This window comes from Novosphingobium arvoryzae (genome assembly GCF_014652615.1).
Lineage (GTDB): Bacteria > Pseudomonadota > Alphaproteobacteria > Sphingomonadales > Sphingomonadaceae > Novosphingobium > Novosphingobium arvoryzae.
Genome location: NZ_BMZD01000005.1, coordinates 242,083 through 256,793, shown reverse-complemented (window position 1 = coordinate 256,793; position 14,711 = coordinate 242,083). Strand labels below are relative to the sequence as shown.

Here is a 14,711-nt window from a genome sequence, read left to right as displayed (position 1 = left end):
GAAGGGATCTCGCCGCGAGCGACGACCCAGTACTGATGACGATCCCTGTTCCTTCATTTCCCACCGGCAATGGCACACCGATACGATTACGGTATGCCGTGAGATGAGCCGCCGGTACACGGCCTGATACCCCGATGGATTCTGGGCCGCTTGATCGATGGAAAGAATCGAGAGGGGCTGAGCAGAAAAGCGATTTGATGTCTGCCGGATTTATTGGCGCTGCATCCACACGAATTAGAACCTGATCGCCGCTCGGAACGGGTATCGGCTCATCCTGCGGAAACACAGACAATGTTCCGTCTTGCTGAAGCAGCGAGACGATGCGGACAGAACCAGAGCGAGTCACCCTGCGCTACTTTGGGTGAGATCGAGCGCGACATCGACGATCATGTCTTCCTGACCGCCGACCATCTTGCGGCGACCAACTTCAGCCAGGATAGTTCGGGTATCAACGCCGTAGTCGGCACTCGCCTTTTCGGCGTGACGGAGGAACGAGCTATAGACGCCGGCATACCCAAGAGTGAGGGTCTCACGATCGACACGAACAGGGCGGTCCTGCAATGGTCGGACGAGATCCTCAGCCGCGTCCATCAGCGCGTAAAGGTCGCAGCCGTGATTCCAGCCGTAGCGATCTGCGGCAGCGATAAAGACTTCCAGCGGTGCGTTGCCTGCACCCGCTCCCATGCCGGCAAGCGAGGCATCGACACGAATTGCCCCATTCTGCACGGCGACAATCGAGTTGGCCACGCCCAGGCTGAGATTATGATGCGCATGGACGCCACGTTGGGTCTCGGGCTTGAGCACCCGATCATAAGCTTGCAACCGGGCGGCATATTCATCCATGTTCATCGCCCCGCCGCTGTCAGTCACATAAACGCAGTGAGCACCATAGTCTTCCATCAGCTTTGCCTGGCCGGCCAAGGCCTCCGGGGTCGTCATATGGCTCATCATCAGGAAGCCGGAGACATCGAGGCCAAGCCCGCGCGCAGCTTCGATATGTTGCTTCGAGACATCCGCCTCAGTGCAATGCGTGGCGATGCGCACCGAGCGGACCCCCATTTCATAGGCATGCTTCAGGTCGTGAACGGTGCCGATGCCAGGGAGGAGCAGGGTCGTCAGGACACTATGTTCGAGCACTTCGGCTACGGCCCCGATCCAGTCCCAGTCGGTATGCGCCCCAAAACCATAGTTGAAGCTTGAGCCCTGGAGGCCATCGCCATGCGCGACTTCGATCGCGTCGATCTTTGCGCGGTCGAGCGCGCGCGCGATCGCCTGGACATGCTCCAGCCCATATTGATGACGAATTGCGTGCATGCCGTCGCGCAGCGTCACGTCCTGGATATAGAGCTTGGTGGCAGTAGGATCGAATAGTGTCATCGCGAGGCCTCCGTTTGCGCGAGGTCGGTGGCGGCCATCCGCGCCGCGATCTTTTCTGCAGTGCGCAGCGCCGCCGAGGTCATGATATCTAGGTTGCCGGCATAGGCAGGGAGATAATGGGCCGCACCTTCCACCTCGAGGAAGATACTGACTTTGAGACCGGTAAAATCGCCGTTCATTTCCGGGATATGCAGTGGGCGGTTGGATCCGATGTGCTCAAACTGCACCGCCTGCTTTAGCCGATAACCTGGTACGTAGGTCTGGACCTCGCTTACCATTGCTTCGACGCTTTCCCGGATCGCTTCGGGATCGGCTTCCTCGCAAAGGCAGTAGACGGTGTCGCGCATGATCAAGGGCGGCTCGGCGGGGTTGAGAATAATGATAGCCTTTCCTCGCGTCGCTCCGCCGACGTCGACGATCGCCTGGCTGGTGGTCTCAGTGAACTCGTCGATATTGGCGCGGGTGCCTGGTCCCGCGCTCTTGCTGGCGATCGACGCGACAATCTCGCCATAGCGCACCTTCGCCACGCGATCGACGGCATGAACGATCGGAATCGTAGCCTGGCCACCACAGGTCACCATGTTGACGTTCGGCGCATCAAGACATGTCTCACCATTGACAGGCGGGATCACATAGGGGCCGATCGCCGCCGGCGTCAGGTCGATGACCCGCTTGCCATGCGCCTGAAGCAGTTCGTTGTTCCGCTTGTGGGCGCCGGCGCTGGTTGCGTCGAATACGATCGCGATATCGCGGAATTCCGGCATGGCAATCAGCCCGTCTATTCCCTCGGCGGTGATTGGCACCCCCATACGGGCGGCTCTCGCGAGGCCATCAGAGGCAGGATCGATCCCGACCATAGCGCCCACCTCGAGAGTTTTGGACAGCCGCAAGATCTTGATCATCAGATCGGTGCCAATGTTGCCGGAGCCGATAATGGCCGTTTTTGTTTTCGCCATGTCAGGCCCTTCCATAAGTGAAGCTGCACTCGCCAATGCCGGCTATGACCGCTCGAACGCGAGCTCCCGGCGTGAGCGCAACCATCGGCCCCAGCGCTCCGGCCAGCAGAATGTCACCGGCTTTCAAGGGCTCGCCGCGGCTCGCCAGCGTCTGCGCAAGCCAGGCGGCGGCGTTGAGCGGATTGCCCAGCGCGGCTGCGCCCAGACCGGTTGATACGGTATCTCCATTGATCGTCATTTCCATCGGAGCCGCTTCGAGGTCGAGGCCTTCAAGTGGTAGCCCGTTCGCGGCGAGGACGAAGAACGCCGATGAGCCATTGTCGGCTACCGTGTCGGCAAATGTGATTTTCCAGTCTGCTATCCGGCTGTCGACAATTTCGATGGCAGCGTGGACGCTGGCCACGGCAGCTGCAACTTGATCCGGGGTCGTATCGACGCTCGGCAAATCCGCACCGAGGACGAAGGCGATCTCGGCCTCCGCCTTGGGTTGCAACGTCCGCGCCGGATCGAGCGCACCGCCATCGTCAATCCGCATGTCGTCGAACAGCACGCCAAAGTCAGGCTGATCAACACCGAGTTGCGCCTGTACCGCCTTCGCGGTCAGTCCCGCCTTCCGACCGACAATACGCCGCCCCTGCGCCTCCCAGAAGCGCGTATTGAGCTCCTGAATCGCATATGCGCTATCAGCGTCGGTGGGATGAAGAAATTCGCGTAGCGGGGCGACAGTATCGCCTGAATATGCCTCGCGCAGCATCGAGGCGGCAAGCTTAAGTTTTTCCGTCATCTTTAGGAATCCATTCCTTGGTTCACGCCAATTGGATATGGCGAGGCCAGATCAGCCGCAATGTCGTGGGCTTAATCGATTCTCGCATTGTGAGAGGACGGGGCACCGTCCCCCGCCATCACGGACATTTCACTGAGGGTTGCGGCCCATCAGGAAAGAGGCTTTGTGAAATTTCATCGGCGTAAGAGTGCAATTGCTTCACAACATCGCGAATTCGCGCCTTTGGAAGATCTTGCGAAGGAAATGATGCAGATAAAGCCGCTATGACGCGGCCCTCGCGGTTAACAACCGGCACCGCGACACAGCGGAGATTTTCAAACAGCTCACAATCGTCAATGGCGAACCTCTGTCCCCTGACTTTTTGGAGTTCATCCAGCAATATTTCTGGAGCAGTGATTGTCTTTCTTGTCAGAGCAATAAATGGTCCTTCGGACAAATATTGCGAAAGAACTTCTGTATCCAGCGCGGCCAGTAAAACCTTGCCCAGTCCCGAGCAATAAGCTTCCAGCTTGCTTCCGATCACTGTCGGGAGATTGTGCGATTTCCTCGCCGCCTTGGCAAGGTAAGTGACCATAAAATCGGCGTCGAGGACTCCTAGATGTGCGGTAGGGCAAACGCTTTGCGTGAGCTTCCGAAGTGTCGGTGTGGCGACGGTTGACAAGACGACATCTGGCGCAGCCCCTTGAGCCAGCTCAATGAGGCCCATGCCAAGTCGATAGCCGCCAGGAGAAATTCGCACCACCATGCCATGTGCCTGCAGGGTGGAGAGTATGCGGTGGGCGGTTGCAGGACGAAGGCCGCAATCGGACGCAAGGGTGTCGAGACTCTCGCTCCCGCCTCGGCGCGCGAGACAGGATAGCAAACTGAATGCGCGGTCCACAGATTGAATGTGGGGCGTCGACATAGCCTTCCGCCAGGCTCCTCTCCCGATTCGGCGGTGTGAGTCGCGCTTTTGCTTGATCGCAGCGCGCACACCCCATCTGAAAATGGACTATATCGCCACCTTCAATGGACCGTCAATATATCGTTTATCCGCGCTGTAGCGACCGCAGGCTCATTCGCGCTCTCGGATTGTGAGAGTCAGGGCACCCCCCAATTTTGACAGCCTCGCCAGACAGACCGCATGCTCTGTCGAAGTTGCATGGCACCCGTAGATCGGCGGCAGGGGCGCGTTCGATGTGAGGTCGATCGGATTTCCGTCAGCCCGCTTTGCGGACGACGCAACAAATTGCGGAACGGAGTTCTGCACACCCTGCCTCTGGGACGGCGAAGCTTCGCCGTCCCACTTTGTGGCAGCCGCAGAACTTAAAAGACGAACGGAATTAAAGATATGTCATCAATTCATGTAGATCTTCTCGGCACGGAAACGCAATTTATCGACACCGGAAAGTACCGGAGCCGGGTGATTTCTGTGAAAAATGACAAGGAACCGTTGTTCCTGCTGCATGGCGGCGGGGGGCACGCCGAAACCTACGCCAGGAATATGCTTCGGCTGGCGGAATTCTGTCAGCCGATCGCGATCGACTTCATCTGGCATGGCATGTCGTCACGTCCCGTCTACTCTACGTCCGGGCCAGAGGCCAGTGATCACTGGCTTACCCAGTTTACCGACCAAGTCCTCAATCTAATGGATCACTTCGGCTTTGAGACGGCTGCCATCGAAGGTGAATCGCTCGGCGGCTGGATCGCGTATGACATGGCAATTACTCACCCCGACCGGACATCGAAGGTCGTTCTGAATACGACGTGGGGAATGCACCTTGATCCGGCATATGTGCATGAGGGCGAGAGTGATCTGGACGCCCTTCGGCAAGTTTCCGTCGGCGCTTTGACAAATCCGACCACGGATACTCTTCGCAAGCGCCTCGAGTGGCTGATGCCCCTCGGCGGCGTAACGGACGAGCTGATTGATTTGCGACGTGCGCTCTGGACCATTCCCGAAACCCGTGACGCGCTCCTCACATATTACGACTACCTGTTCCGCCCGAATATCGGTGAGTTTTATTGGCAGGAAGACAAGATCAGCCAGATCTCGTGTCCAGCGCTGGTGCTTTGGACCGACAAGAATCCCATTCACGGCGAAGATGCCGCCGATCGCCTCGCACAGATCATTCCGGGAGCGAAGAAACACATCATGCGCGGCTGCGCCCATTGGCCGCAATGGGAGAGGCCGGAGGAGCATGATCGTGTCGTCGGAGCCTTTATGACCGGCCAACTGTGAGGGCCTAAACGGAGAGGACCCCCATGAGCGATATAAAACCAGTTCGGCGTCGGGCGAGCGAGAGTGTCGAACACCGCACGAACGACGAGCGGACGCAATCCCAGTATCAGCCTTACAAGGATGCGGCATGGGGGTTCATCAACCACTGGTATCCGGCGCTCTTTAGTGAAGAGCTGCCGGAGGGGGCCGTCGAAGGCATCCAGATTTGCGGAGTGCCGATCGTTCTTCGTCGTGTCGACGGTAAAATCTATGCTCTGAAAGACCAGTGCGTACATCGAGGCGTCCGCATGTCGGCAAAGCCGATGTGTTTCAATAAGAAGACGATTAGCTGCTGGTATCACGGCTTTACGTTTAATCTGGACGACGGCAAGCTATCCACGATTGTCGCCAACCCAAATGATCGCCTCATCGGCAATACCGGCGTTACGACCTATCCGGTGGAAGAAGTTGCCGGCATGGTTTTTGTGTTTGTGCGGCAGGACGACTTTCCAGATGAGGATATCCCTCCCCTCTCGCATGATCTTCCATTTCGGTTCCCCGAGAACAGCGAGAAGTTCCCTCACCCTCTTTGGCCCTCTGCGCCCAGTATTCTGGATAATGATGCCATAGCACTTGGCATTCATCGCACAGGTCAAAGCAACTGGCGGATCGCCTGTGAGAACGGTTTCGATAACGCGCATATCCTGGTTCACAAGGATAACACGATTGTGCATGCCTTGGATTGGGTGCTGCCGCTGGGCATTCTTCCCGTCCATGAGGAACCGATCGCCATTGTCGAGGACGAAGATGGCCCAAAGGGCTTGATGCAGTGGCTGTTCACTGATCGCTGGCAGCCTGTCCTCGAAAACGAACAGCTCGGACTGAAAATCGACAATCTCAAAGGACGATTCTACCGCACGTCTGTCGTGTTGCCCGGTTGCCTGATGGTCGAGAATTGGCCCGAAGAGCATGTTGTTCAGTACGAATGGTATGTCCCGATCACAGACGATATGTATGAATATTGGGAGGTAATGGTCCGCATTTGCAAATCAGATGAAGACCGGAGCAAATTCAAATATCGTTTCGACAGGGTCTACACTCCGCTCTGTCTCCACGGTTTTAATGATTGCGATCTCTACGCCCGCGAAGCGATGGAGGAATTCTACACCGACGGGACGGGTTGGGACGACGAGCAGCTTGTCGCAACTGATGTGTCGCCCATTTCATGGCGCAAGGTCGCTTCGCGCTGGAATCGAGGCATAGCCAAGCCAGGGCGAGGCGTGACCAACTCGACCAAAACCTCAAGCATCCGCATGCGACGTCTCGCCGAGGGCAAGGCGCCAGGCTATTTTGTTGAGAAGATCAATGATGTCAACAAGTTCTAAAGTAACGATCTCATTCAGCGATGGAGTTGAACGCCAGTTTTTCGCCCTGCCTGGGCAAAATGTGCTCGAGGCCGCGCTCAAGGAGGATGTGCCGGTACTTCATCAATGCCGGTCAGGCTCATGTTCGAGCTGCCTTGCCAAGCTCGTGGAGGGCAAGGCAGACACACTTGCTGGCGCCTCGTCAACGCTCATTCCGTCAGAGAAGGCGCAAGGTCTGCGCTTGCTATGCGTGACGGAAGCGCTGAGCGACTGCACCTTTCAGCTTGGCTACGACAGCGCGGTTGGCACCAATCAGGCGACGGAAGCCAAAGCATTCGTCAATGCGATAGATCGGCTCGCCGATGATGTTGTGCGCCTAGAATTGGAACTCGCGGAAGGCGACTGGTTTGAGTTCAGACCAGGCCAATTCATCCAGATAAAGGTACCAGGCACAGATGCGGTGCGAAGCTACTCCATGGCCAGCACCCCCGCCGATCTTCCGCGTATTGAATTGTTGATCCGCTTGCTACCGGGCGGTGTTATGTCGACCTGGTTGCTGGAAGGCGCCAAGATCGACGATGTTCTCGAGATTAGCGGGCCTTATGGTCAGTTCTTCTTGAAGGAAGGCGAAAAAGCACCGCACATCATGATTGCTGGCGGGACTGGGCTGGCTCCAATGATGTCGATGATCGATGCTCTTCGCATGCGGTCGGGACGTAAGCCGAAGATGCTTCTCAGTTTCGGCTGTCAAACTCAGGGAAGCTTGTTCCATTTGGATGCGATCGAACTGCGTCAGCAGTGGTTGCCGCAACTCGACGTGCAACTGTCCGTTGATCGCGGCCCAGCGCCATCAGGAGTGAGGGTCGGGAATCCGGTGGAAGTGATCGGAGCCAGCGAACCGCTCGATCCTGACAGTGTCGCTTATCTTTGCGGTCCTCCCGGAATGATTGATGCCGCGCGTCGGCACCTCGAGCAACTTGGACTCGCGTCCGAGAACATTTTTGCTGAGCAGTTTGTGGCCAGCCAGTGAGATCAGGGAGAGAAGACATGGGAGTGGATAGTCTCGGATACCTCGCACTCAATGTGCGTAAACCGGCTGAATGGCGCACTATGCTCGAACAAGTATTCGGCATGGAGGCCCAGCCTCGCCCGGGCAATGAAACCATCGACTATCGTTTGGACAGTCATCATCATCGCTTCACGCTATATCCATCGCATGAAGACAGCATCGCGGCATTGGGCTGGGAGGTCAACAGCGAGGCACGCCTGGACGAACTCGCTCAAGCACTGCGTGACCGTCAGGTCGATGTCACTCTCGGTTCCGATGAGTTGCGCGCCGAACGCAAGGTACGCAAGCTCTACACCTATACCTGTCCCATGGTGGGTGCGAAGAGCGAGATATTTTACGGACCGCTCGTGCCGAACACGGCGTTTGCCCCTTGCCGCGGAATTTCGGGCTACAAAACCGGCAATCAGGGGCTTGGCCACATCGCCTTCTGGGTCAAGGACCAGGCCGCTGCGGTGGCCTTTTATCAGGAAGTGATGGGCTTCGACATATCGGATTACATCGCATGGGACGTCCATGACGGTGTCTTCATGCATTGCAACGCGCGGCACCACACAGTGGCCTTCCTGAGAGAGGGCGTCGGTCCGGCGGGCGCAATAATGCACGTCATGCTCGAGGCAACGTCGATGGATGATGTCGGCTATGGCTACGATATCGTCCGGGATCTCGGCATTCCGGTTACGATCGAGCCCGGCAAGCACAGCAATGACCACATGCAGAGCTTCTACCTTCAAACGCCATCGGGGTTTTGGATCGAATATGGTTTTGGTGGTCGGGAGATTGGCCCCGACTGGGAAATCAAGAGCTACGATCAGCCGATGCTTTGGGGCCACAGGGTTCAGGTGTAGCGAAAAATGTCACTCGAAAGCTGTTTGGCGCGGATCGACGAGCGTGATGCCGAGATTCACGCCTGGACCTGGGTCGATCGTTCGGCTCGATCTTCGGCCGGCCTGCTCGAAGGTGTGGTGGTCGGCGTCAAAGACGTGATCGATGTCGCGGCCATGCCCACGGCCTACGGCTCCGCGATGTATGCAGACAATGTCGCGAAAGCCGATGCTGCTGCCGTGGCGCGCTTACGCGCTGCTGGGGCCGTAATCCTAGGCAAGACCGTTACCGCCGAGTTTGCGACCTATCATCCAGGACCGACCGTGAACCCCCGCAAGGCTGGCCATACGCCTGGCGGATCGTCGAGCGGGTCCGCCGCTGCAGTTGCTGACGGCCAGGCAGATTTGGCGCTGGGAACGCAAACGGCCGGGTCGATGATCCGACCGGCGAGCTTCTGTGGTACCCTGGGGTTCAAACCAAGCTTTGGTCGGTATCCCCTTGGCGGCGTTCTCGAGACAGCGCCCAGCCTTGATACGCTGGGTGTCTTCGCGCGCGATCTTGACCTCCTCGTGCTCGCGGATGGCGTCTTATCGGCTGAGCATAAGCCCTTGCCCCCCACGCGCGATCCGGTGATCGGCGTTTGCCGAAGTCCTGCGTGGCGCGAAGCCGATGGTGAGATGCAGGCTAAGTTTCTGGCTTACGCCGATCGTCTGGCGTCGATGGGATTGTCGCTACGGGACGTCGACCTTCCATCGCCGTTGGAGCGTTTGGCAGATGCGCAGGCCTTGATCCACAGGCGGGAAGCCTGGGTAAAGCTCGGCCATCTTCTGCACGCGCACCGGGATGCATTGAGTGACGAGCTTCGGTCCATGCTCGAGCTCGGCCGAGCGGAGACAGATAGCAATTATAACGCCGCGCTGGAATTGCAGGCTCACTGCCGGAGCATACTACCTCCGCTTTTCGAGGAGGTCAGCCTCTTACTCGTACCCGCGGCGCCAGGGGCGGCGCCCCAAGGTCTTTCGGCAACGGGCAACCCGGCCTTTCAGCGCATTTGGACGGCCCTGGGTACGCCATGCCTAGGTTTTCCATTCTGGTGGAGGGACGATGGACTCCCGTTGGGCGCACAAATCATCGGCCCCGTAGGAGGAGACAGACAGCTCCTGGCTGATGCACGGGCCATTATTGGTGATCAGCCATTTGGAAGATCGAATGGCGGAGAGTTTCGCGTGCCGAGGGAGTTGAAAGCAACCCTCTGAGGCCAAAGGGCTGATGACGGCAGCTCTTCAGCAACTACAAGGCATTCGGTGGACGGCCTAGAGAGTGTGAATGGACCATAAATTGACAATCAAGATACTGTCGCGTAATTAGCGAATTGTGGGTTAAAATGGCCAAAAGAGCGCGGCTAGGATGTCGGCCGACCATCCCTCACGCATGGCCATGGATCAAATTCTTGAACAGAAGCTGGAAGGACGGATCAAAATGGATTTGCAGGGAAAGATTGGCATCGTAACGGGCGCTGGCACCGGCATGGGTCGAGCATCGGCTTTGGCCATGGCGCAAGCGGGAGCGACGGTGGTTCTTGTTGGACGACGTCCCGAACCTCTGGAGAGCGTGAAGGCCGAGATCGAAGCTGCGGGGGGCACTGCGCATGCGCACCCGGCGGACGTCCTCGATCGATTGGCAATAAAAGGCGCCATTGAGGCCGCGGTTTCACGTTTCGGACGTCTCGATCTCGCGTTCAACAACGCAGGCGGCCATAACGATTTCAAACCAATCGATCAGACGCCTGAAGATGAAGCCGAATGGGTGATCGATCTGAACTTCAAAGCGGTATATTGGGGCGTCAAATATCAGGTCGAGCAGATGCTGCGAACCGGTGGTGGCATCATCGTCAACAACGCATCCATCTTTGGTTTGAAAGGCTCGGCTGGCATTGCTCATTATGTTGCAAGCAAGCACGCTGTAGTCGGTTTGACCAAAGCCGTATCCCTCGAATACGCAAAACAAGGCATTCGCGTGAACGCGGTTTGCCCTGGCGGCACGGAAACACCGAATTTTCTGAGGGTCACCGACGGTGACGCTCATATCATGGATGGCGTAGTGCCTATGGGCCGGATCGGCCGGCCTTCCGAGGTCGCCGAAGCCGTCGTTTGGCTTATGTCGGAACGGTCAGCCTACGTGACCGGAAGCACTCTTTCCGTGGATGGCGGTTTGATCGCCGGATGATGCGTCGGTCGTCGCTCGTGTCCGCAATGCGATGCGCGGGCGGCGACTTCGACAAGTGCCGAACTGAAGAACAAATATAACAGAGGATGGGCATTCCTTGGTGGCATCCCGTCCCAATACGCAGGGTGAACACAATCATCTCTATAGGGAGGTATCGATGAAAAGGGGTTATCATTTGGGGCGCAGTCTGGCTTCGACGTCAGCTCTTGCATTCATGCTCTTGTCAGCGCCCTCGTTTGCGCAAGATGTGGATAACAGCAACTCGGGAACGCCTGGTTCCGAGAATAGCGCCGCATCCGCCGACGTCGGAGAAATCATTGTCACCGCGAACAAGCGCGAGCAATCGGCCAACAAAGTCGGGCTTGCGATCACGGCGCTCAGCGCTGACGTTCTGAAAGACCAGAAGGTGACCACGCTTAGCGATCTTGCCGCTGTGGTTCCCGGACTGAGCTACACGCCTTCGGCCACCCAGTCTCCTGTCTATACGCTACGCGGTGTCGGCTTCTATGAATCGACGCTTGCGGCGTATCCCACCACAAGCATTTATGTTGACCAGGTGCCACTGCCGTTCCCGGCGATGACCACCCATGCGAATTTCGACCTGGAGCGGGTTGAGATTCTCAAGGGACCGCAGGGCACGCTCTTCGGTCAGAACTCGACTGGCGGCGCCATCAACTTCATTGCGGCCAAGCCAACCGATGAAGCTCAAATGGGCGGCGATCTGACCTATGGGCGGTTCAATCGCCTCGAAGGCAATCTCTATGTGAGCGGACCGTTGTCGAGCACCCTCAAGGCCCGGCTGGCACTGACCGGAGGTCGCGCCGACAATTGGCAACACGGCTATACGCGCACCGACACCGCTACTGACACGAGCTATTATGGCGGACGCCTGATCTTTGATTGGGAGCCCACGCCTGAATTGAGCGCAGTGCTCACTCTGACGGGTTGGCGCGACGAAAGTGATCCGCAAATTCCTCAGTATCAGACGCTGCTTTCTCAGGCTCCAGCCTTTACCGCGCCGGAACTGCGTGCCTATCCTTTTGCGCCCGACAACGCGCGGGCAGCGGACTGGGGCCCGAATCCGCGCGCGCCTCACGCCGATAACCGGCTTTTGCAGCCCACCTTCAATCTGACATGGAACGTGTCGGACGGGATCGCGATCACTTCGCTCACTTCCTATGCCGACTACAAGCAGGAGAGCGGCGTCGAGACCGACGGAACGACACTGGATGTCGATGATTTTTTTCTAGTTAATGGGCGGATCAAGTCATTCAGCCAAGAGTTGAGAATTTCGAACACCGGTAGCGACCGCTTCCGCTGGGTCATCGGCGGCAACTATGAAAAGAGCCATGTCACCGAACAGAACTACAACAGCTTTACGCAGATCAGCACCGCATATATTTTCGGGTACACGGGCACGCGAAACTCGACCGACCAGCACATGCGCAATCTGGCCGCATTTGCAAACGTCGAGTATGACCTCACTGACCAATTGACCGTAAAATTGGGTGGTCGCTATACGGACGCACGTCGCCGCGCTACGACATGTTCGCGCGATCCGGGTGACAACAGCATGAACCCCGTTTTCGAGGATCTCTCGCAAGCAATTCAAAACGGGTTTGTGCCGGTCGCTGGATTCACGCCCACGGGTCTGACAGTTCCGCCCATTGGTGACGGGTGTTTCCAGCTCGACAACATAACCACGGATGGCACGCCTGCCACCTATCTGCCCTCCCCGTTCAACGGACGTCTGAACGAAGACAATATATCCTGGCGCGTCGGCCTGGATTATAAGGCGACCAATCTTCTTCTCTTCTATGCGAACGTCGCCAAGGGATATAAGGCTGGCAGTTTCCCAGTGATATCCGGCGCCACGATGGAGCAGTATGCAGGGGTGACGCAGGAAGCACTGCTGTCTTACGAAGCGGGCTTCAAGCTGACGTCGAGCGACCGGCGCCTGCAGGTCAATGCGGCGGGCTTCTACTATGACTATTCCAACAAGCAACTTCGAGCAAAGACCCTCGACGCGCTCTTCGGCGTGCTCGACAAGCTTGTGAACGTGCCGAAATCTCGCATCATCGGGGCGGAATTGGATGCAACATGGCGCCCGATTGACGGCTTGGTAATCGGGCTTTCCGGCAGCGTGCTTGACAGCAAGGTCACCGACTATATCGGGCTCAACACGGCCGGTCAGCCGATTGATCTTCGAGGATCTGCAATTCCGTATACGCCAAAATATCAAGGTCGCCTATCGGTCGATTATTCATGGCGGGCCGGCAATGTGGAACCTTTTGTGGGAGCGGTGATTTCGGCGCGTAGCAGTGCATCGGCCAATATCGGCGGCTCAAGTGTGATAGTTGTTACACCGGATTTTGCTTCATCCCGCCCGTTGCAGGACACATACAAGATCGACGGATATACGCTTGTCGATCTTCGCGCTGGTGTGAAACTTGACGATGGAAAATGGTCGATATCCGTGTTCGGCAAGAACGTTTTCAACAAGTTCTATCTGACCAATATTTTCACGGATTACGATACGATCGGCCGCTTTACCGGTCAGCCGGCCACGTATGGCATTACCATCTCGGCAAAACTGCCATAATTAACGAGTGGAATACTCTCTTCTTGGATAGTGGTGCGCCGAGGATCAGTCCATTGTGCTTCAAAGCGCACCACTATGCACAGATAGAACGACGAGATAGCGGACCTGCAAGTCGTATCTCAATAATGTAGAGCGCGCTCAGCTCTAGAAAGTGAGAGATCATAACCATGTTTGTTGTTATTCTTCGATTTATAGATAAATCCAAGGCGTCATCCGTAAGCGACGCCCATAACCGATGGGTAAAGAAGGGATTTGACGACGGCGTGTTTCTTGTGGCTGGGCCGCTGGCGACTGCTGACGGCGGTGTCATCGTCGCCCATAATATCGCACGCGCCCAGCTTGAAGACTATGTGGCCGAAGATCCATTTATTACCGAGGGTGTCGTAAACCCTGAGATCATTGAGTTCTCTCCGGCGCTCACGAGTGAGCAATTGGCGTTCCTTAAGCCCGCCCAGAAACCGGCATAGTCGCATCACCGGCGTAGCCCCTCCAATGTCCAAATGTCCCGCGGACATGGTCGAATTCGTGACGTCGATGAGTCCGTCCTGTCCCAGCTTGCTACGCCGGGACAGGATCTGCTTTAGAACTCAGTCAATGCGACACAAATTGCAAACCTTCCTACCACGCAACCCTAATGAGCGATGATCGTCAACTCGCAGATGAAATGTCCAATATCGAACTATCGCGTGCCGCATCGTCATAGAACGCCGTTAGCAAGGCCATTCCCTGCGCCATTTTTTCGAGCTTTTCCTCAAGCCCCTCTACCGTCTTTAAGCGGTCCAACAACACGTCAGAGCGAACTTTGGCGTAACGCTCGGTAAGTTCCTCCCCCACGGACGTCACTGCATATATGAATTGCCGACTGGCTTTATCACGCCTCTTAACGACGAGCCCGGCCGCCTCGAGTTTCCGCAAACTGTATTGGATGTTCGGTATGTCATCGCGGTTCATGAGTCGGGCAATCGTTGCGCTCGTCTTGGGACGCTCATGCATTCGCACTACATGCAGGATAATATGCTCCGGAACCTTTAGATCGGCACTGACGGTCGTGGAGCCTGTAGCAAACACAAAGCGCGTGAACGCCTCGTACAGACGCATCAATGCCCAATCGAAATCCGAAAGTTTGCACTCGAATTCTGTTGTCGCGAGGTGCCAGTTTCTAAACGTCTGTTCTTCTGGATTCATCTGTCATCCCACTCGTTGGCCCGTTGCAGGCTAAAGGGCGTAGCGTCCATAGCCTAGCGACACAACCTCCCATCGGCATCCTTCATCTATATATTGACGGTCAATGGATCATCCATTGACGTGCTA

General features: G+C 56.9%; 13 protein-coding genes and 1 pseudogene. 8 read left to right on the top strand and 6 right to left on the bottom strand.

The features are described 5' to 3' along the window. Positions 1-342 precede the first annotated feature (342 nt). The 5 genes and pseudogenes from dmpG to IE113_RS16450 all read right to left on the bottom strand — a co-directional run. Positions 343-1,377: a 4-hydroxy-2-oxovalerate aldolase gene (gene dmpG / locus IE113_RS12070; RefSeq protein WP_189541822.1), complete on the bottom strand. Its 1,035-nt coding sequence runs from the start codon at positions 1,375-1,377 to the stop codon at positions 343-345. Beyond that, positions 1,374-2,333: an acetaldehyde dehydrogenase (acetylating) gene (locus IE113_RS12065; RefSeq protein ID WP_189541820.1), complete on the bottom strand. Its 960-nt coding sequence runs from the start codon at positions 2,331-2,333 to the stop codon at positions 1,374-1,376. The genes dmpG and IE113_RS12065 overlap by 4 nt, the downstream gene beginning before the upstream one ends. Position 2,334: 1 nt before the next feature. Then, a complete protein-coding gene (locus IE113_RS12060; RefSeq protein WP_189541818.1) occupies positions 2,335-3,117 on the bottom strand; it encodes a 2-keto-4-pentenoate hydratase in 783 nt (260 codons plus the stop codon). Positions 3,118-3,235: 118 nt separating this feature from the next. Further along, a complete protein-coding gene (locus IE113_RS12055) occupies positions 3,236-3,862 on the bottom strand; it encodes an IclR family transcriptional regulator (RefSeq protein ID WP_229822349.1) in 627 nt (208 codons plus the stop codon). Then, positions 3,863-4,021 (bottom strand): annotated as a pseudogene (locus tag IE113_RS16450) (helix-turn-helix domain-containing protein); the annotation flags it as partial. Positions 4,022-4,447: 426 nt separating this feature from the next. Here IE113_RS16450 and IE113_RS12050 point away from each other — a divergent pair. The 8 genes from IE113_RS12050 (at position 4,448) to IE113_RS12015 (ending at position 13,867) form a co-directional block, all read left to right on the top strand. Continuing rightward, the gene (locus IE113_RS12050) at positions 4,448-5,338 is read left to right on the top strand and encodes an alpha/beta fold hydrolase (RefSeq protein ID WP_189541813.1); all 891 of its coding nucleotides are present in this window, start codon (positions 4,448-4,450) and stop codon (positions 5,336-5,338) included. A gap of 23 nt (positions 5,339-5,361) precedes the next feature. After that, positions 5,362-6,702 carry an aromatic ring-hydroxylating dioxygenase subunit alpha gene (locus IE113_RS12045; RefSeq protein ID WP_189541811.1) on the top strand — a complete coding sequence of 447 codons (1,341 nt, stop codon included), beginning with the start codon at positions 5,362-5,364 and terminating at the stop codon, positions 6,700-6,702. Further along, positions 6,686-7,711: an FAD-binding oxidoreductase gene (locus IE113_RS12040; protein ID WP_189541809.1), complete on the top strand. Its 1,026-nt coding sequence runs from the start codon at positions 6,686-6,688 to the stop codon at positions 7,709-7,711. Before IE113_RS12045 ends, IE113_RS12040 begins: the two co-directional genes overlap by 17 nt. 17 nt (positions 7,712-7,728) lie before the next feature. Further along, positions 7,729-8,595 carry a VOC family protein gene (locus IE113_RS12035; RefSeq protein ID WP_189541807.1) on the top strand — a complete coding sequence of 289 codons (867 nt, stop codon included), beginning with the start codon at positions 7,729-7,731 and terminating at the stop codon, positions 8,593-8,595. Between the two features lie 6 nt (positions 8,596-8,601). After that, positions 8,602-9,828 (top strand): amidase, encoded by a 1,227-nt coding sequence (locus IE113_RS12030; RefSeq protein ID WP_189541805.1) that lies wholly within the window; start codon positions 8,602-8,604, stop codon positions 9,826-9,828. A 151-nt stretch (positions 9,829-9,979) separates the two neighbouring features. Continuing rightward, a complete protein-coding gene (locus IE113_RS12025) occupies positions 9,980-10,798 on the top strand; it encodes an SDR family NAD(P)-dependent oxidoreductase (RefSeq protein ID WP_229822347.1) in 819 nt (272 codons plus the stop codon). Positions 10,799-10,955: 157 nt separating this feature from the next. Beyond that, positions 10,956-13,400: a TonB-dependent receptor gene (locus tag IE113_RS12020; protein WP_189541803.1), complete on the top strand. Its 2,445-nt coding sequence runs from the start codon at positions 10,956-10,958 to the stop codon at positions 13,398-13,400. Between the two features lie 167 nt (positions 13,401-13,567). Next, positions 13,568-13,867, top strand: a complete 300-nt coding sequence (locus tag IE113_RS12015) for a YciI family protein (protein ID WP_189541801.1) — start codon at positions 13,568-13,570, stop codon at positions 13,865-13,867. A gap of 181 nt (positions 13,868-14,048) precedes the next feature. Here the strand turns inward: IE113_RS12015 and IE113_RS12010 are convergent, their stop codons facing one another. Beyond that, complete coding sequence (locus tag IE113_RS12010) at positions 14,049-14,585, bottom strand: winged helix DNA-binding protein (RefSeq protein ID WP_189541798.1); 537 nt, start codon at positions 14,583-14,585, stop codon at positions 14,049-14,051. Positions 14,586-14,711 lie beyond the last annotated feature (126 nt).